The organism is Alteromonas sp. ABH4_452 (assembly GCF_056311825.1).
In genome coordinates this window covers 2,626,768-2,645,596 of sequence record NZ_CM149973.1, presented here as the reverse complement: position 1 = coordinate 2,645,596, position 18,829 = coordinate 2,626,768, and the positions used below count along the sequence as shown (strand labels likewise).

The 18,829-nt window shown below is 43.9% G+C and carries 14 protein-coding genes; all 14 read left to right on the top strand.

Translation table 11 applies throughout. The annotated features are described in order from the left end of the window. The first annotated feature begins 17 nt into the window (after window positions 1–17). The 14 genes from ACYX4N_RS11360 (at window position 18) to ACYX4N_RS11295 (ending at window position 18,791) form a co-directional block, all read left to right on the top strand. Entirely contained in the window at window positions 18–1,139 is a 1,122-nt protein-coding gene (locus ACYX4N_RS11360; protein WP_476054084.1) for a pyridoxal-phosphate-dependent aminotransferase family protein, read from the top strand. Window positions 1,140–1,486: 347 nt separating this feature from the next. Further along, window positions 1,487–2,203, top strand: coding sequence for an SIMPL domain-containing protein (locus tag ACYX4N_RS11355; protein WP_476054083.1), 717 nt, complete (start codon window positions 1,487–1,489; stop codon window positions 2,201–2,203). 12 nt (window positions 2,204–2,215) lie between these two features. Beyond that, window positions 2,216–2,671 (top strand): GAF domain-containing protein, encoded by a 456-nt coding sequence (locus tag ACYX4N_RS11350; protein WP_476054082.1) that lies wholly within the window; start codon window positions 2,216–2,218, stop codon window positions 2,669–2,671. Between the two features lie 2 nt (window positions 2,672–2,673). Continuing rightward, window positions 2,674–2,964: a hypothetical protein gene (locus tag ACYX4N_RS11345; protein ID WP_118494789.1), complete on the top strand. Its 291-nt coding sequence runs from the start codon at window positions 2,674–2,676 to the stop codon at window positions 2,962–2,964. A 16-nt stretch (window positions 2,965–2,980) separates the two neighbouring features. Beyond that, window positions 2,981–3,649 (top strand): RNA chaperone ProQ, encoded by a 669-nt coding sequence (gene proQ / locus ACYX4N_RS11340; protein WP_474806732.1) that lies wholly within the window; start codon window positions 2,981–2,983, stop codon window positions 3,647–3,649. A 3-nt stretch (window positions 3,650–3,652) separates the two neighbouring features. Beyond that, window positions 3,653–5,695 (top strand): carboxy terminal-processing peptidase, encoded by a 2,043-nt coding sequence (gene prc / locus ACYX4N_RS11335; RefSeq protein WP_474825645.1) that lies wholly within the window; start codon window positions 3,653–3,655, stop codon window positions 5,693–5,695. Window positions 5,696–5,781: 86 nt separating this feature from the next. Next, window positions 5,782–7,116 carry a sodium-dependent transporter gene (locus ACYX4N_RS11330; RefSeq protein ID WP_476054081.1) on the top strand — a complete coding sequence of 445 codons (1,335 nt, stop codon included), beginning with the start codon at window positions 5,782–5,784 and terminating at the stop codon, window positions 7,114–7,116. A 73-nt stretch (window positions 7,117–7,189) separates the two neighbouring features. Beyond that, on the top strand, window positions 7,190–8,665 hold the full coding sequence (nhaC, locus tag ACYX4N_RS11325) for a Na+/H+ antiporter NhaC (RefSeq protein WP_474856355.1): 1,476 nt from the start codon (window positions 7,190–7,192) through the stop codon (window positions 8,663–8,665). Window positions 8,666–8,712: 47 nt separating this feature from the next. Further along, window positions 8,713–11,322: an aminopeptidase N gene (gene pepN, locus ACYX4N_RS11320; protein ID WP_476054080.1), complete on the top strand. Its 2,610-nt coding sequence runs from the start codon at window positions 8,713–8,715 to the stop codon at window positions 11,320–11,322. Next, window positions 11,309–11,551, top strand: a complete 243-nt coding sequence (locus tag ACYX4N_RS11315) for a DUF2835 family protein (protein WP_474856357.1) — start codon at window positions 11,309–11,311, stop codon at window positions 11,549–11,551. Before pepN ends, ACYX4N_RS11315 begins: the two co-directional genes overlap by 14 nt. 340 nt (window positions 11,552–11,891) lie before the next feature. Further along, window positions 11,892–13,952, top strand: a complete 2,061-nt coding sequence (locus ACYX4N_RS11310) for a DUF1302 domain-containing protein (protein ID WP_476054079.1) — start codon at window positions 11,892–11,894, stop codon at window positions 13,950–13,952. A gap of 11 nt (window positions 13,953–13,963) precedes the next feature. Beyond that, window positions 13,964–15,331, top strand: a complete 1,368-nt coding sequence (locus ACYX4N_RS11305; protein ID WP_476054078.1) for a DUF1329 domain-containing protein — start codon at window positions 13,964–13,966, stop codon at window positions 15,329–15,331. 79 nt (window positions 15,332–15,410) lie between these two features. Next, window positions 15,411–16,457 carry a WD40/YVTN/BNR-like repeat-containing protein gene (locus ACYX4N_RS11300; RefSeq protein ID WP_476054077.1) on the top strand — a complete coding sequence of 349 codons (1,047 nt, stop codon included), beginning with the start codon at window positions 15,411–15,413 and terminating at the stop codon, window positions 16,455–16,457. A 15-nt stretch (window positions 16,458–16,472) separates the two neighbouring features. Next, on the top strand, window positions 16,473–18,791 hold the full coding sequence (locus ACYX4N_RS11295) for an efflux RND transporter permease subunit (protein ID WP_476054076.1): 2,319 nt from the start codon (window positions 16,473–16,475) through the stop codon (window positions 18,789–18,791). Window positions 18,792–18,829 lie beyond the last annotated feature (38 nt).

Below are 18,829 nucleotides of genomic sequence, written 5' to 3'. Positions count from 1 at the left end.
AAAAATAAGGATGGATTATGCAATCTTTTTCTACTTTTATACCGCCTGAGCGTACCTTGATGGGACCAGGACCATCCGACGTTAACCCAAGAATACTAAATGCCATGGCCAGACCTACTTTAGGTCATTTGGATCCTCTATTCATTGAGTTAATGGACCAAACTAAACAGCTATTACAATATGCATTTAAAACCGAAAATGCTCTCACTATGCCCATTTCTGCCCCAGGCTCCGCGGGTATGGAAGCGTGTTTTGTTAATCTGGTAGAGCCTGGCGATAAAGTACTTGTATGCATTAACGGCGTTTTTGGCAACCGCATGGTCGAAAATGTTGAGCGATGCGGTGGTGAAGCTATCACCATCAATAATACGTGGGGAGAGCAAACCGACCTTAACGCTGTTGAGGATGCCCTAAAAACCAACCCCGGTATAAAAATTCTTGCCTTTGTTCATGCAGAAACATCAACGGGTGTACGCAATGAAGCCAAAGCACTGTGTGAACTAGCTCAAAAATATGATTGTTTAAGTATCGTCGACGCGGTTACTTCGTTAGGGGGCATTGAGTTAGATGTAGATGGATGGGGTATCGATGCTATTTATTCAGGCTCACAAAAATGCTTAAGTTGCGTGCCGGGAATTTCACCCGTTTCTTTTAGTGATAAAGCAGTTCACGTCATTCAAAACAGAAAAACAAAAGTGCAAAGCTGGTTCTTAGACATGAATTTGATTGTCGGTTACTGGGGCCAAGGCGCAAAACGTGCGTACCATCATACTGCGCCCGTGAACACTATGTATGCAATGTACGAATCACTTCTAATACTAAAAGAAGAAGGGTTAGAAAATGCGTGGAAGCGACATGCTTCAGGCCACGAAAAACTTGCACAAGGTTTTACTGACATTGGTTTAGAGCTAACCGTAGACAGTGCTTATCGCTTACCTCAGCTAAATGTTGTCAAAATACCAGACGGTGTAGATGATGCAGTCGTTCGGAAGCAACTACTTGAAGATTTTAATCTAGAAATAGGGGCAGGGCTGGGTGATCATGCAGGAAAAGTATGGCGTGTTGGGCTGATGGGTTATGCGTGTAAACCACGCAACATAGACCACTGTCTTGCAGCGTTGCGAAGCGTATTGAAATAGCAGCGTATTTAAATAGCAGCTTTTTGAAATAAGCCAGGGTGACCAAACCCCAAATATTTACTTTTACCTAATGCCTAATAAACGCCAACATGCGAAGCTTCTAAGTTGTTAAACATGTTGGCTTTTTGAGCTTCATCTTTTGAAATAATCTCAACTAGTTGCCCCTGTTTACTATTGTTAACACGAGGCTTAACTTATAAATAACGCTGCTCGACGAAGTTGTAACTCTCTAACTTGCGGTTCAGTGCTAATATTTCCAGCATCAAATACATTCATACACTATTCAGCCATGTACATTTATTCTCAATAACAAAGTGAATAAACATGTCTTCTGAAAAGGAATCATTATGAAATTATTTATGCATACTAAACCAAACATGTTCACAAGAGCGCTTTGGGCTTCAGCAGTAATCGCATTGTCCGCCCCAGTGGTTTCTGCTCAAGCTGCACAAGATGCAGTAATAAATGTTCAAGGCGTAGGTGCTGTAGAAGTGACACCAAATGCTTACTCAGTGAAGTTGGTTGTTGAAGAAGAGGGCGCGACGGTAGGCAAACTCAATACGCGACTAGATGCAGACTTGCGTTCTATCGTTAAGTTTCTCCTTAATCAAGGCATAGATGAAAAGCATATTCAAAGTATGCAAGTGCGCTTGCAACCTCGTTATACCAATACACCGCAAGGGCGACAGCAAGAAGGTTTCACTCTATCTCGTGATATCACAGTTACCTCAACCGATCTTGAAACCTACGATAAAGTGCTAGATGGCGTGCTAAAGCGTGGTGTTGACCGTATCCAACAGTTTAACTTTATCACTATTGGTGAAGGCGATGCATACCAGAAAGCTCTAATTGCTGCAGTGAAAGACGCAAAGCAACGCGCCCACTTATTGGCGAAAGAATTAGAGGTGGAAGTAGGTGAAGTAGTTGCAATCTCAGAATCTGGTGGCAATATGCCGATTCCAGTAATGCGTGCTGAAGCTTTTGCCAAAGACATTTCCATGTCTTTACCGGGTCAAGAGCGTGTAGAAGCGCGGATTAATGTGTCTTTTAATATTGTTCAATAGCAGGAAATTCGTTTGAAAGAACAACAGTACAGCCGGTTAGTTGCCCAAGCAAAGAGCTTGGTTTCTGGTGAGCATGATCTTATTGCCAATATGGCCAACATCAGTGCGCTGCTTTTCAATAACCTCGAAGAGGTAAATTGGGCAGGCTTTTATCTTTTTAAAGAAGAGCAATTGGTACTTGGTCCATTCCAAGGTCAGCCCGCTTGCATTCGTATTCCCTTAGGAAAGGGCGTTTGCGGTACAAGTGCAAGTACCAGAACCGTTCAGCGTATAGCCGATGTTCATCAGTTTGCAGGACACATTGCTTGTGATGCCGCGTCTAACTCTGAGATTGTTGTTCCACTTGTACTCAATGATAAGCTCATCGGCGTACTGGATATCGACAGCCCTGTGTTTGAACGTTTTAGTGAAGAAGACGAAAAAGGGCTCGTTGAAATTGCTCAAATTCTCATGGATTCGCAGAAATAATTATGAAATCCAGTGTCGACATACACGTTGTTTTATCCACATTTGAAGATATGGAAGACTTTCATGATGACCCAGATGAGGCATCTGAACGTTTAAACTTCATTCTTCACGCAGTTTATGACAATGCAGAAGAAGATATTGAAACACAGCGTTTAGAGCAAATTTTGCACTACGCATGGGAATCTTGGCAACAAGATAAGCATTTATTAGAAATAGATGACGACGAATTGCTTGATTGGGTTGACCACACGCTGGCAACTTGGGATGATGCAAGTAACGATGAAATCTCCTGAATAATTTAGAAAGTTAATGGAATCACCAGAGAAGTTTACTAACAGTAAGGAAGTGATAGCTTTCCTTGCAGAGACCTTTCCGAAATGTTTTAGCATTGAAGGCGAGGCCCGCCCACTTAAGATCGGTATTTTTCAAGATCTAGCCACTCGTTTAGAAGAAGAGGAACGCGTTAGCAAGACGCTTCTTCGCTCTACACTACGTCATTATACCAACAGCTGGCGCTATCTTTATAGCATCAAGGAAGGTGCGAACCGTGTAGATTTAGACGGCGTTGAAGGCGATGCGATTGAAAAAGAACATGCTGATCACGCGCAACAGCAGCTTGAAGAAAGCAAAGCTAAAGCCGCTGAAAAGCGCAAAGCTAAGCTTGCACAGCAGCCTAAGCGTAAAGACAAACGTCAATTTAATCGTCCAAAAGGTGAAAAATCTGCAAATTCGGACCATGCTGATACTAAGCGCGGAACTAAACCGAAAAATAACAGACCAAACACTACACCACCTGCGAAATTGACCGACAGCGATTTACAGCAAGGTACGCAAGTTACCGTTAAATTAGGTAAAGCACCTATGCCAGCAGTAATTACCGAAGTTGCTAAAGATGGCATCCACGTTCAATTAGACTCAGGCATGGTAGTTAAAGTAAACGCAGACGCTTTACGTTTGGCACGCTCCAAGAGGTCGTAAAATATGAGAGACATCCTTCGAATTTCCATCGCCAGTGCTTTTCTTACCGTAGGGGTAGGAGCTGGCGCCGTTACGTCAACACCAGAGGTAGACGAGCTTCCTATTTTACAGCAGGAATCTCAACACAGTGTTGCCGCAAAACGAGTAAGCGCACTTTTTACAAGGGCGCATTACAAGGAAATATCGTTGGATGACGCGCTTTCTGCTCGAGTTTATCAGCGCTTTATCGATTCATTAGATCACAATAAGCAAGTATTGTTATTGTCTGACGTGGTAGGTTTTGAAAAATACCGCACCCTGTTCGATGATGCGCTGAGTAAAGGTAACCTTTCAGTTGCCTATGATATGTATAACGTAAGTGCGAAGCGTCGCATTGAACGTTATGAGTTTGCATTATCATTGTTAGAAAAAGGGCCATTTGATTTCGAAAAAGAAGGCGATAAATTCTTTTACGATAGAGAAGACGCGGACTGGCCTGCAAATAAAGCTGAGCTTGATGAAATCTGGCGTCAACGCGTTAAGTATGATGCGTTGAATTTGATACTTGCAGATAAAACGTGGGAAGAAGCAAAAGAGCTGCTTACCAAACGTTACACGCGAGCAATTAAGCGTACTAAACAGGCGAAAAGCGAAGACGTGTTCCAAACTGCGATGAATGCCTTTGCTCGCACTATAGAAGCTCACACTAGTTATTTGTCTCCGCGAAACGCTGAACGTTTCCAAATGGACATGAACTTGTCGTTTGAAGGTATCGGTGCGGTATTACAAAGCGAAGACGACTACACAGTTATAAAAAGTGTAGTGCCAGGCGGGCCAGCAGACGAATCGGGCGCAATAAAGCCTGAAGATAAGATTGTTGGCGTAGCGCAAGACGATGAAGAATTTGTAGACGTAATTGGATGGCGACTAGACGAGGTCGTTGAGCTTATCAAAGGCCCGAAAGGAAGTACTGTCCGATTACAAGTTGAAAAAGGCGCCTCTGAGTCTAAAACAACCTCGGTGGTTAGTCTTACTCGCGATAAAATAAAACTTGAAGATCGCGCCGCAAAGTCTGAAGTATATGTACCTGAAACAGGTCCTCACGCAGGTGAACCATTAGGTGTAATCACCATTCCAAGCTTTTACAACAACCTAAGTATGGATGTTGCAAAAGAAATAGAAAGCTTGAAAGCACAAAACGTGAAAGGCGTGATTGTTGATTTACGCGGTAACGGAGGTGGCTCACTTACTGAGGCCACATTGTTAACCGGTTTATTTATAGAAAAAGGCCCAGTAGTTCAAATTCGCTATGGTCAAAGCAAAGTAAGCGTAAATCGTGATACTGATGGTGAGGTCGCCTACGATGGCCCACTGACAGTATTAGTTGATCGTTATAGCGCATCAGCATCAGAAATTTTTGCAGCGGCTATGCAAGACTATAACCGCGCACTTATTGTTGGCGAACAAACTTTTGGTAAAGGTACAGTTCAACAACACCGCGGTTTAGGCAAGATTTATGACCTTTACGATAATCCACTTGGCAGTGTTCAGTTCACTATCGCTAAGTTCTATCGTATCGACGGTGGAAGTACTCAGCATAAGGGGGTTATTCCTGACATCCTTTATCCATCTGCTGTAGAGCCATCAGAGTGGGGCGAAGCGCAGGCAGAAAACGCCCTGCCATGGGATAGTATAAATCGTGCTAACTACACGACGTTTGCAGATGGCACTGCCGCTCTGGACGTATTAACAGCGAAACACAACAAACGCATTCTGCAAAACCCAGAGTTTTCTTATATTTATGACGATATTGAAGAATACAAAGAAAACAAAGATAAGAACTTTATCTCACTGGTGAAGTCTGTACGCGAAGCAGACAAAAAAGAGGCGGAAGAGAAATCTCTCGCACGTGCTAACGAACGTTTACAGCGAATGGGAATGGAAACTGTCACTTCATTGGACGACTTACCGGAAGATATGGAAGAATTAGACCCATTCTTGGATGAAGCCGCTAACATCACGTTCGATATGATTGAAACAGGCCGTTACGCTATCACAAGAAACTAAGTGATTAGAAAAAAGGGCTGGTCTAGGGCCAGCCCTTTTTTTGTGTCTATAAATAAACTAATAAAACAATAATAAAGGGAAATAACATGGCTATCAGAGGCGAATTTTCCTCTCGAATAGGGTTCGTGCTAGCAGCGGCAGGCTCAGCAGTTGGACTCGGCAATATTTGGGGTTTCCCCACAAAAGTAGCGAGTAACGGAGGGGCTGCGTTTGTTCTTGTATACTTACTCCTTGCCTTCGTTCTCGCTTACCCGGTTCTCATGGCTGAACTCATCATTGGACGTAGTTCACGTTCGAATATGGTTGACGCTTTAGGTAAAATTTCAGGTAATTTTGCCGGAAGGCTAACCGGAATTTGGGGCTGTGTTACCGTTTCACTCATTCTTGCCTTCTACGCTATTGTTGGTGGATGGATGCTAGTTTATTTTGCCGATGCTGCCGTCAGTATGGTTGGATTAACCAGTGCAAGCGATTGGCTGCTCACCTCATCAGTTACGCGTAACGTTATATTCTGCTTTTTATTCATGGGCTTAACCGCATTTATTGTTGTTGGCGGTGTAAAGTCAGGTATTGAGAAGTGGTCAGTACGGCTTATGCCTACTTTAGTTATTCTCATTCTTGCATTGATAGTCTACGTGAGCCTTCAGCCTGGTGCCGTAGAAGGATGGTCAGCGTATTTAGTGCCTGACTTCTCCCGTGTTCTAGACCCGGAATTACTAATTAATGCAATGGGGCAAGCGTTTTTCTCAATGTCTTTAGGTGTAGGTACTATGCTGGTCTACGGCTCATACCTTAGTAAAAATGAGAACCTACCAAGCATTGGCGCTTCCGTTGCGCTAGTCGATATAGGTGTAGCCGTGATAGCTGGTATGCTTATTATTCCAGCTATGTACGTTGCGCTGAACAACGGCGTCGAAATCTTCACGCCAGAAGGCGCGTTAATCCAAGGTGACACGCTGATTTTTAAAGTACTGCCAGCACTGTTTGATAGCATTGGTACTGTAGGGCTTTTCGTTGCCTTTACCTTTTTCGCGCTAATGGCGATTGCGGCAGTCACGTCTTCTATTTCAATGTTAGAAGTTCCCGTTGCCTTTATGGTAGAAAGCAAAGGTCTTAAACGCAAAAAGGCCGTGCTATTGATGGCATCGATCATCTTTGTTTTAAGCTGCATCATTATTTTGAATTTCGAAACCTTGTTTGGCCTTGTTATTGCTCTAACTACAGAGTATAGCCAGCCACTCCTTGGGCTAGCATTGTGTATTTTCGCTGGTTGGGTATGGCGTAGAGACGCCATACTGGAAGAACTCAAGCAAGGTGATGAGTTTGCTGAACACAGTATTTTCTGGAAAATCTGGCCTTGGTACGTTCGCTTTGTATGTCCGGTTATCATTGCGCTGATGTTTTATCGCTCTGTGTTCTAAAGCGCCATAAGTTGCAGCAAAAAGCACGTTTAACGCGTTATAAATACAATAAAAAAGGTTTTTAAAAACGACAATGACGAATAAAGAGATAAAGACGCCGTCACTACTTGATGCAATACTTCCTATTCTTGCGCTAGTGGTCATGATGGGAAGTGCGGTTTACCTGTTTGCGGATAATTCTTCATATGGTCCAAACCAAATTGCGTTACTTTTGGCAATGGGCTTAGCTGCTATTATCGGCATGAAAAACGGGTACAGCTGGAAAACCATTGAAAAGGGGATCGTTGATGGTATTTCCATGTCTCTGGGTGCCTGCCTCATATTATTAGCCGTAGGCTCGCTCATTGGTACATGGATGCTTGCCGGCACCGTGCCTACACTTATTTATTTTGGATTAGAGCTTCTTAACCCTTCGTTTTTCTACGCCGCTGCATGTCTAATCTGTGCAGTAGTTGCTATGAGTATTGGTAGTTCTTGGACTACCGCAGCGACGGTAGGTGTGGCATTAATGGGCGTATCAGCGGGTATGGAAATGTCTGCTGCTATCACAGCTGGCGCTGTGGTGTCTGGTGCGTACTTTGGCGACAAAATTTCGCCATTGTCTGAAACAACTAACTTAGCTCCCGCTGTTGCGGGCACCGACCTGTTCGAGCATATCCGCTACATGCTTTGGACGACCATCCCTAGCTTTGTGATTGCCCTTGTATTATTCACTGTTCTTGGCTTTAACGAAGTAGGTGAAGCTAAAGCAGAGCGTATTGAGCAAATGCAGCTATTGCTTAATGACTCTTTTGACTTGGGGTGGCATTTGCTAATTCCTCTTGTGGTTCTACTTACTTTAGCAATTAAGAAGATGCCGGCTTTCCCTGCGGTTTTTATTGGCGCTTTGTTAGGGGGCGTTTGGGCAGTTGTGTTTCAGTGGGATGTAGTTACATCCATGGCAAGTAGCGATGACTCAGCAAACATTGGCGCGCTAAAAGTTGTGTGGACAGCGCTATTTGATGGCGTGAGCTTTTCTACGCCAGACGAAAATTTAAATAGCTTGCTGTCTCGCGGCGGCATGTCTTCTATGCTAAATACTATTTGGCTTATTATTTGTGCTATGTCGTTCGGAGCCGTACTTGAGCGTGTAGGTTTGTTAAAACGTGCCGTGTCTGCCATATTAATTGGCGCTAAGTCAGCCGGTGATATGGTAAGTCGAACCATTCTTACGTGTTTTGGAACTAACCTTGTAACGGCCGATCAGTATATTTCTATCGTTATGCCAGGGCGCATGTACAAAGAAGAATTTAAAAAGCGAGGGTTAGACCAACTTAACCTTTCTCGTAGTCTTGAAGACGGCGGTACACTTACATCTCCGCTCATTCCTTGGAACACTTGTGGTGCCTACATGCACAGTGTTTTATTGGTAAACCCATTTGATTACGTATTCTATGCTTTCTTTAACGTAATCAACCCGATCCTTGCTGTTGTGTACGCGTATTTAGGTATTAAGATTCTACGTATTACACCACCACACGTTGAAGTTAACAGTAAAGAAACGGTTTAACCAAACGTTCCAAATAAACCCACGTAGGCTTTCTTTTAGGAGGATCTATGTCAGTTCAAGCTAAACGCCGGGCGGATTATCAGCCGCCCGCTTTTTCAATAGCGACAGTTGACCTACATATTACGCTACATCCAACGCAGACTCAGGTTGTCAGTACATTATCTGTCTCACGCAATGGCAATCATGATAGCCCTTTAATCCTTGATGGCGATAACTTATCGCTTAACGCTATTGCTATTAACGGTAATGCATTATCTGGTGACGAATATTCGGTTTCGGATACGTCGTTAAGCATTGCCACTCATCTCAATGAATTTGTCTTAGAAATTACTAACACCATTGCCCCTGAACAAAATAAAGCCCTTGAAGGCTTGTATTTATCGGGCGGCGCCTATTGCACGCAGTGTGAAGCGGAAGGGTTTCGCCGAATTACTTATTTCATGGACCGCCCTGACGTTTTGTCCGTTTACACGGTTACTGTCGTTGCCGATAAATCAGTACCTATGTTACTTGCGAACGGTAACCCTGTAGACAAAGGGGATATCGATGAAAACACCCATTTCGTGAAATGGCACGACCCGCACCCTAAACCTTGTTACCTTTTTGCATTGGTGGCCGGTGATTTCGATTTACTAACCGATAGCTACACAACGACAAGCGGTAAAGACGTTGCGCTAGAGTTGTACGTCGATAAAGGTAAAAAGTCTCAGGGCGTATTTGCATTAGAGTCTCTTAAACGTGCGATGAAATGGGACGAAGATGTTTTTGGGCTAGAGTACGATTTAGATATTTACATGATTGTTGCCGTCGACTTCTTCAACATGGGAGCGATGGAAAACAAAGGTTTAAACGTCTTTAACAGCAAGTTTGTTTTAGCTGACCAAAAAAGTGCGACTGACGATGACTTCTTTAATGTAGAGTCTGTTATTGCACACGAATATTTCCACAATTGGACTGGAAATCGAGTTACTTGTCGCGATTGGTTCCAACTAAGCCTCAAAGAAGGGCTTACAGTATTCAGAGACCAACAGTTTAGTGCTGATATGACTTCGGCGCTAAGTAACCGTATAAAGCATGTTCGCGTTATGCGAGAGCATCAATTCGCTGAAGATGCTAGCGCAATGAGTCACCCAATTCGCCCTGAAGAAGTAATTGAAATGAATAACTTCTACACGGTGACGGTTTATGACAAGGGCGCAGAGGTCATTCGCATGTTCCACACCTTGCTTGGTCATGATGGATTCAGACGTGGCATGGATGAGTACTTCAGAAGGCACGATGGTCAAGCGGTCACGTGTGACGACTTTATTTCCGCCATGCAGTCAGCGACTGATTTAGATTTAACTCAGTTTACGCGCTGGTATAGCCAATCTGGAACACCTGTGATTTCTGTTAAGCACAGTACGGAAGCTACCGACAACGACACCGTCAAGCATACCTTTACTTTGACGCAGCACACACCCGCCACCTCAGACCAAAGTGAAAAGCTTCCCCTTTATATCCCAGTGAATATTGAGATCATCGATAAAGAGGGTAATACCTATACTGACAACGAATCGCTCATTGATGATGGTATGGTTATCTTAAAAGATGCCTCTTTGCGTTTAACCGTAAATGCTAAAAGTACTGATTTAACACCGGTAGTATTAGGTAACTTTTCGGCACCAGCGAAAGTAGAAAATCCGCTAGATACAGAATCATTACTTACTATTTTCAAACACGCGGAAGATCCGTTCAATCGCTGGGACGCAATGCAAGCATTGTATGACCGCTGTATAAAGCAGTTAGAAGAATCTCCGGGCTCTGCCATCAGTAACGCTATTTGGAACGGCATTAAACAAGCAATAGCTCAAGAGCAGAATAATCTGGAACTGCTTGGCGAATGCCTAGTTATTCCTTCTTTTGAAACCTTGTGTCAAAGTCGTAGCAATATCACTGTGTCCGCGCTATCAAAAGCACGAAAGGCATTTTGTGAGCAGTTTTCCCGCGCGCTAGAGCAAGAATTATTAGCGGTGTTTAACAACATTGAACACAGCGCCTATAGCTACACGCAAGATGCAATTAATCAGCGCCGTTGTAAAAATGTCGTGCTTGCGCATTTAGCACGCTTATCTCAATACGAAGACCTTGTCGTGTCGCAATTTGAAAATGCAGATAACATGACCGATACACTAGGGGCACTGAGAAGTGCGCAACACTGCAGTTCAACTACGTTTGATAGCTTGATGGCTAGTTTTGAACAAACGTGGAACCACGACCCTCTGGTTCTAGACAAATGGTTTGCGCTTCATGCAACGCAAAATCGCGAAGATATCTTTGCTACTATAACTATGCTGTGTGAGCACCCGCAGTTTGCAATGAGCAATCCAAACCGTGTCCGCTCTGTTATCGGTAGTTTTGCGTTCTATAATAGCGAAAGGTTCCATGCCGCAGATGGTAGCGGTTATAAGTTTGTGACTGACTATTTGCTAGAGCTTGATGCAGTCAACCCGCAAGTTGCCGCTCGTATAGTAACACCGTTAACCCAGTGGCAGGGTTTCGCTAGTGAACACCAAGTTCATATGAAGCAGCAGCTTGGACGCTTACTTAACCATAAGGGCCTAAGTAAAGACTTGTTTGAAAAAGTAAGTAAAAGTCTTGCTTATGAAAAGCATTAACGCATCAGACTCCGTCTTTTATTTTTCAATAAACGCACCTTACAAACAATGTGAGGTGCTGTATGTCCCGTCTATGCCTGATGTGGTCATGTTGAGTGAATCCGGTCTTAGTGTTCAGGTCCCCACCAATCGGCTTCGCCAATTTGTCACATCGGACGGTATCAAAGGCCGTTTCAGAATGGTCATTGACGCTAATAAAAAAATTAAATCTTTTGAAAGGCTCGGATAGGGCCTTTTTATTTATTCAAAGCTATAACTTACACAATACTCCAACTAACTGCGCGTCTTAAGTTCAAGGTCTTCGGTAGTGCGCCTCACGCTTAAAAATGCTACTTAGCGGTAAATAAGATAAATCCTCTTAAAACTTGTACAATTTTCCTGCAAGTTTATAAATGCCTTTTATACTCACAATAAAGCAATAACTATTTGATACGACTAATGTTGTAAATTTTGTTAACTGGTAGGATTAGTTCTTGCGGTTATGGCAAAATGATGTAATGATTTTGTTAATCGTTATGGTTGGTCATGATGTCACGCATTAAGTCACATCGACTTGGGAGTATAAAAATATGAAAAATGGGCCTAGCGCTTTTAAGATATCACCGGTAGCAGCGGGAGTTCTCTCTCTGCTAGGTGCTGCTGCAGTACCAGCACATGCTGCAAACTGGCAAGTAGGTGATGTAAATATTTCTTTAGATTCAACATTTACATTAGCTACAAGTATTCGAACAGAGGCAAGAGATTACGACCTTATTGGTAACAGTAACCATCCTCAGTTTGACTGGAGCGGTTATCACGCAGCTTTTAATCCTTTATACCCAAGCGGCGATGTGTGGGGTTTATCTGATGGTGCGTATTCAACGAATGGTGACCTCGGTAACCTAGCGCACGATCCGGGCGATGCGTTCGCAACGCAAGTTTCAGGCTCACATGAATTAGATATTAACTTCGGCGACTATGGTTTCTTCGCTCGGGGATTCTGGTTCTATGATTTCGAGCAAATGGATGGTGACCGTCCTTACTCTAACCCAATAACCGGCAACCAATACGATCTTTGTCAAGACCCAGAGGCGGAAGACCTTTTATGTACAGATGTTCGTTTGTATGATGCTTTCTTCTATGGCGACTGGTGGATTGGAGACAAGCCACTCACTCTTCGTGTTGGCCGCCAAGTAATCAGTTGGGGTGAAAGTACGTTCATCCAACATGGTATCAACACGACCAACCCTGTGGATGTAACGCGTGCTCGTGCACCAGGTGCCGAGCTAAAAGAAGTATTCCTACCGGTAGGTATGGTTTACGCGTCTTTAGGCTTAACCGATACGGTGAGCATTTCAGGTTACTATCAGTATGAGTGGCAACGCAGCTGGCTTCCTGTGTCAGGCAGCTACTTCGCCGGTAACGACTTTGCAGGTGAGGGCGGTCAACGTCAGAATATTCAGTTAGGCTTTAGTGGTAACCCTGATATTGACTTAGATCACTTATTAACTGCTTTAAATGGTTACGGTGATTTATTACGCTCAGGTGCTGATGCTGCAGATATCTCTCAAGCCTATCTTGCTTACCCGACAAAAGTTGCAATTCGTGGTTTCTCTGATGAGGCGCATAACGATGCAGACGACCAAGGCCAGTATGGCTTGCGCTTAACGTGGTTTGCTGAGAATTTGAATGAAACAGAATTTAGTTTCTATCACATTAACTATCACAGCCAGCGTCCGCTTATTTCTGGTAAAACATCAGACTTTACTGCCGAAGGTATTGGCGCAGACCTAGCGTTCCTAGCTACTAACACGGTTACTCGAGATAACATTACAGAGTTAGGTGCGTTCACGCAGTCTGAATTCTACTATCCAGAAGACATCAAACTTTACGGTATGAGCTTTAACACCAACATTGGTACTACGGCTCTTGCGGGTGAATTTGCTTATCGTGTAGATGAACCTCTTCAAATAGATGATGTAGAGTTGCTATACATGGGTATGCCTGAGCAGTTAGCTAACGCAGGCTTACGTCCAGATCTTGAAGGAATCTCTCAGCTAAATAACATTGGCCGTGCTGTAGGTCCAGGTGAAACTGCAGAAGGTTTCCTTTTCTCTGATACATGGCAAATGCAATTTACCGCGTCACATGTATTCGGCCCTAAATTTGGCTCTGACAACTTCGTACTTCTAGGTGAAGTAGGTTATGTAAACGTTGTTGATATGCCAGACCCAGACGTAATTCGTCTAAATGCACCAGGTACTGCTCGTACTCCGTCGCTTGAACCTCTTAACGGCAACACTCGTGAAGGTTTACATCAAGGCCTTTCAGACGGTCCAGAGACTAACCCGTTTGCTACTGACGATGCGTGGGGCTATCGCTTATTGGCGGTTGCTGACTACAACTCAATATTCGCTGGTATGAACCTTCGAGTTCGCGGTACTTTCTCTCATGACGTTGAGGGTACTACGCCAGATCCATTATTCCTTTTCACAGAAGATGTTAAGTCTGCTGCACTTTCTTTCACGTTCGACTATTTAAGTAAATGGTCTGCAACGGCGTCTTACAGTGCGTTCTGGGGCGGCATTGGTACAACTAATGCGCTATCTGACAGAGACTTCATTTCATTTAACATCAAATACGCAATCTAAGAGTGGTTTTTATGATTAGAAAAGTAGGAATTATTGCAGCCGCCTTGTCACTGGCTTTATCTGGTGCAAGCGCTATGGCTAAAGTGTCTGATGCAGACGCAAACAAATTGGGTAATGAACTAACTCCGCTAGGTGCCGAGAAAGCGGGTAACGCTGATGGCAGTATCCCTGCCTGGACTGGCGGTATTACGTCTGCACCTGCTGGGTACAGCGTGGGTGACCACCATCCAGACCCTTACCCAGAAGACAAGGTGTTGTTCGAGATAACAGCGCAGAACTATAAAGAATATGCGGAATTTTTATCTGAAGGCCAGAAGAAGCTTTTCGAGGCTTACCCAGAAACTTTCCGTATGCCGGTTTACCCAACCCGCCGCTCTGCGTCAAACCCTCAGGCTATTTACGATGCGACTAAGGTAAACGCTACCAGCGCTGAGCTTCTCGACGATGGTAATGGTCTTAAAGGTGCAGTTTTGGGTATCCCATTTCCAATACCTCAAAACGGGCTTGAAGCAATCTGGAACCACATTCTTCGCTATCGCGGAGCAGCGGTTCAGCGTAACGGTGGACAAGCAGCGGTTACTACCGGTGGTGATTACAACGTAATCGGTTTTGATGAGCAGTTGCTAATTAAATATGCTGAAGAAGGTGCTACTCCTGAAAAACTAACAGATGAAAACATTCTGTTTATGTTTAAGCAAAAAGTAACTAAGCCAGCTCGTCTGGCAGGTACGGCGTTACTTGTTCACGAGACCGTAGATCAGGTTAAAGAACCGCGTAAAGCGTGGACTTATAACACCGGTCAGCGTCGTGTTCGCTTAGCACCTAATATTGCTTACGATACGCCGGGAACTGCTGCTGACGGCCTACGTACGACTGATGACTTCGATATGTTTAACGGTTCTCCAAACCGTTATGACTGGAAACTTGTTGGTAAGCAGGAAATGTTTGTTGCTTACAATAACTATGCGCTTCATTCAGACAGTGCTTCGTATGATGATATCTTGAAGCCAAATCACGTTAATCCAGACCTAACACGTTGGGAAAAGCACCGTGTTTGGGTAGTTGAAGCTACGTTGAAAGAAGGTTTCCGTCACATTTATCAAAAACGCGTATTCTTCATTGATGAAGATAGCTGGCAAATTCAAGTCGCTGATATGTATGATAATCGTGGCGAACTGTACCGCGTTGGTGTAGCTTATGGTGTTAATTACTATGAAGTTCCTACGCAATGGTCGACGCTCGATGCGTACTACGACTTAAACTCTCGTCGTTATTTGGCCATTGGTCTAGATAACGAAGAGCAAATGTACGACTTCACCGTACGCCCTCGAGATGTGGAATTCACGCCTCAGGCGTTACGACGAGAAGGTAAGCGCTAATCACCTTACACAACAAACGGTTGGCAATTGCCAGCCGTTTTTGTATACAGACAATTATAAATAGGGGGAATGGTTAATTATGAAAAAAACCATTGCAGCGTGCATTGCCGCCACATTCGCAGCTAATTACTCTCCAGCTGCACTTGCCGAAGAAGCATTTATGGCACCTTTGGTTGAGCAATCAGTTCTTTTGGACATAGACGCTGATTCATTTGTCGTTATTGTCGGTGAACGCGGTCACGTATTAGTGTCGGAAGATGGCAAAACTTTCAATCAAAAAGCGGTGCCAACTCAATCAACGCTTACCGCAACCACGGTTGTAGGCGAAAAAATATGGGCAGTTGGTCACGACGCTGTCATTCTTCATTCTTCAGATAGGGGCGAAACATGGGAGATACAAAATTATCAACCCGACCTTCAACGCCCGTTCTTAGATGTATTATTTTTTGACGAACAACAAGGTATAGCCACCGGTGCCTATGGCCTGTTTTATCGAACGCTTGACGGTGGAAACACGTGGTCTGCAGAACGCCACGCCAGTCTTCTTGACCCAATGGACCAAGAATACCTCGAAGAAATTCGCAAGGAAGACGAAGATTTTTATCAACAAGAGTTAGAGTCTATTTTACCTCACTTAAATCGTGTAACTCTTGACGGTGATACGCTGTACATGGCTGGTGAGGCAGGTTTGCTAGCAAAAAGTACTAACATGGGTGAATCTTGGGAACGTTATTACGTTGACTACACAGGGTCTTTCTTCGACATCAAGCCGCTGGATGAAAACACGGTACTTGCAGTAGGTCTTCGTGGGAATATTTTCGTAAACAGGGATGAAGGTGAATGGGAATACGTTCAAACTTGTTCAACTAGCACCCTTAATTCAATTTTAATTGGGTCAGAATCGAAGGTTTACGCTTTAGGCAACAACGGCATGATGGTAAGTGCACAACGTCCGCTTCCTACCAGTATGCGTGATCCTTATGCTAACCCATCCAATTGTCAGAGTGATGACGGCATTTCCGTGTCACAAATAAAAGATAAAGCGGCGATTTTAAACGCCACCGAGTTTAACGGTACCAGCATTGCTGTTACTGCAAATGGCATTAAAACGTTGAATTTAAAATAGGGCAGTATAAAAACAATGACCCATTTTCTTGAAAAATTAGTGTTTGGTAACCGCAAAGTTGTGGTGGCACTGTTTGCCATTGCAACGATTTTTCTTGGTTACCAAGCCTCACAAATGCGTCTAGACGCAGGTTTCGAAAAAAATATTCCGCTTAATCACGAGTACATGAAAACGTATATTGAGCACCGCCAGGATTTTGGTGGGGCCAACAACATCTTAGTTTCAGTATGTGATAAAAACGATAATATCTATAATCAAAATTTCTTCGATACGTTAAAGAATGTTCACGACCAGCTTTTCTTTATCAATGGCGTTAACCGTTCGTTAGTAATTTCACTCTTTTCTCCGTCTACACGCTTCACTGAAATCGTAGAAGGTGGTTTTGCGGGCGGTCCGGTTATACCTGCAGACTTCGACTCATCAAGCCCAGAGGCTCTGGAGCTTGTGGCTGCGAACGTAGAAAAAGCGAACATCGTTGGTAGACAGGTTTCAAGTGACTACAGCTGCGCAATGGTAACTGCACAGTTGCTAGACATTGATCCGCAAACTGGTGAGCCGCTCGATACCCTTGCCTTAGCAGCAGAGCTTGAAGAACAGCTTCGCGGTCAGTACGAAAACGAAAATACCTCTATCCATATTATTGGATTTGCGAAAATGATTGGCGACGTGGCCGATGGCGCTAAAGATGTACTACTGTTTTTCGCTATTGCTATCGCCATTACTGCCGTTATGGTGTACTTCTTTTCACGAAGCCTTATGCTTACCGTATTGCCATTGGTTTGTTCAATTATTGCCGTTATTTGGCAGCTTGGGCTTTTGACCTCCATTGGTTTTGGCATGGATCCAATGTCAATTCTTGTACCTTTCCTAGTATTTGCTATCGGTGTAAGCCACGGCGTTCAAATGATTAACGCTGTAGAAAAGCAGGCAGTAACAGGTATTGGTGCAAAACGAGCCTCTATGGCGGCCTTCAGAAACCTACTCGTACCGGGCGGAATTGCCCTGTTATCGGATACCGTGGGTTTCATGACGTTGCTGGTTATCGATATCGGCATTATTCGCGAGCTAGCAATAACAGCAAGTATGGGTGTTGCGGTAATTATACTTACCAATCTTTTATTACTTCCTGTTCTTATGAGCTTCTTAAAGCTGGATCAGAAGTATGTTGAAAAATTTGCGGGTAAAGAAAACGCAAACTCTAAATTCTGGGAAGTAATTGCAGCGTGTTCACGTAAAAAGCCAGCTGCGTTTATTTTAATTGTCACCGCGATTTTGTTCGTACTTGGGCACTTCCAAGCGCAGAACATGAAAATAGGGGACTTACACGCCGGTGCACCGGCGCTACATGAAACTTCTCGCTACAATGAAGATACCTTTTTGATCACTGACAAATACGAAGTTACAGTGGATTATATCTCTATACTTGTAGAGACAACGCCGGAAGCTTGTACTTCGCACAGTGTGATGAAAGCCATGGATGACTTCCAGTGGAAAATGGAAAACGTTCAAGGCGTACAGTCTGCGGTGTCACTTGCGTCAGTAGCCAAAATTGTTAATGCCGGTTACAACGAAGGGAACGTAAAATGGCAGGTTCTTCCGCGTAATCAACAAACGCTGGTTCAGGCTATCTCTCGCGTACCTACCTCATCTGGTTTACTTAATGGCGATTGTTCAGTTATGCCTATCATCCTGTTTATGGAAGATCACAAGGCAGAAACCATCTCTCGCGTTGTTGATGCAGTTAAGTCGTATCGCGATGCGTACCAAACTGACGATATGAAGTTCAGCCTTGCTTCTGGACCTGTTGGCGTAATGGCTGCAACAAATGAAGCAGTGAGCGCGGCGCAAGATCCAATGATGCTTTATGTATTTGGTGCTGTTATCGCGCTTTGCTTAATTAGCTTCCGGTCAATTCGTGCCACGTTAGTCGTTGTAATACCGCTATATGTGGTGTCTGTATTGGCTCAAGCACTAATGACATACCTTCAAATTGGCCTCACCGTTTCTACATTACCAGTAATCGCACTTGGCGTGGGAATCGGAGTGGACTATGGTATTTATATTCTTTCTACCAAAAGCCTAATGTTGAAGAAAGGTGCTACCGTTCAAGAAGCTTATTTCGCTGCTTTGAAAGAACGCGGAAGTGCAGTGCTGTTTACTGGTATAACGCTAGCTATAGGCGTAAGCACTTGGGTATTCTCTTCACTTAAGTTCCAAATGGATATGGGCATTTTGCTAACATTTATGTTCGTTGTGAACATGCTTGGGGCAATAATTGTACTGCCTGCCTTGGCTAGGTTCCTGTGGTGGAATAAGAACGACCCTGATGCATAAATTATTTTTGCATAGCTACGCATAAAAAAGGGCCTTTA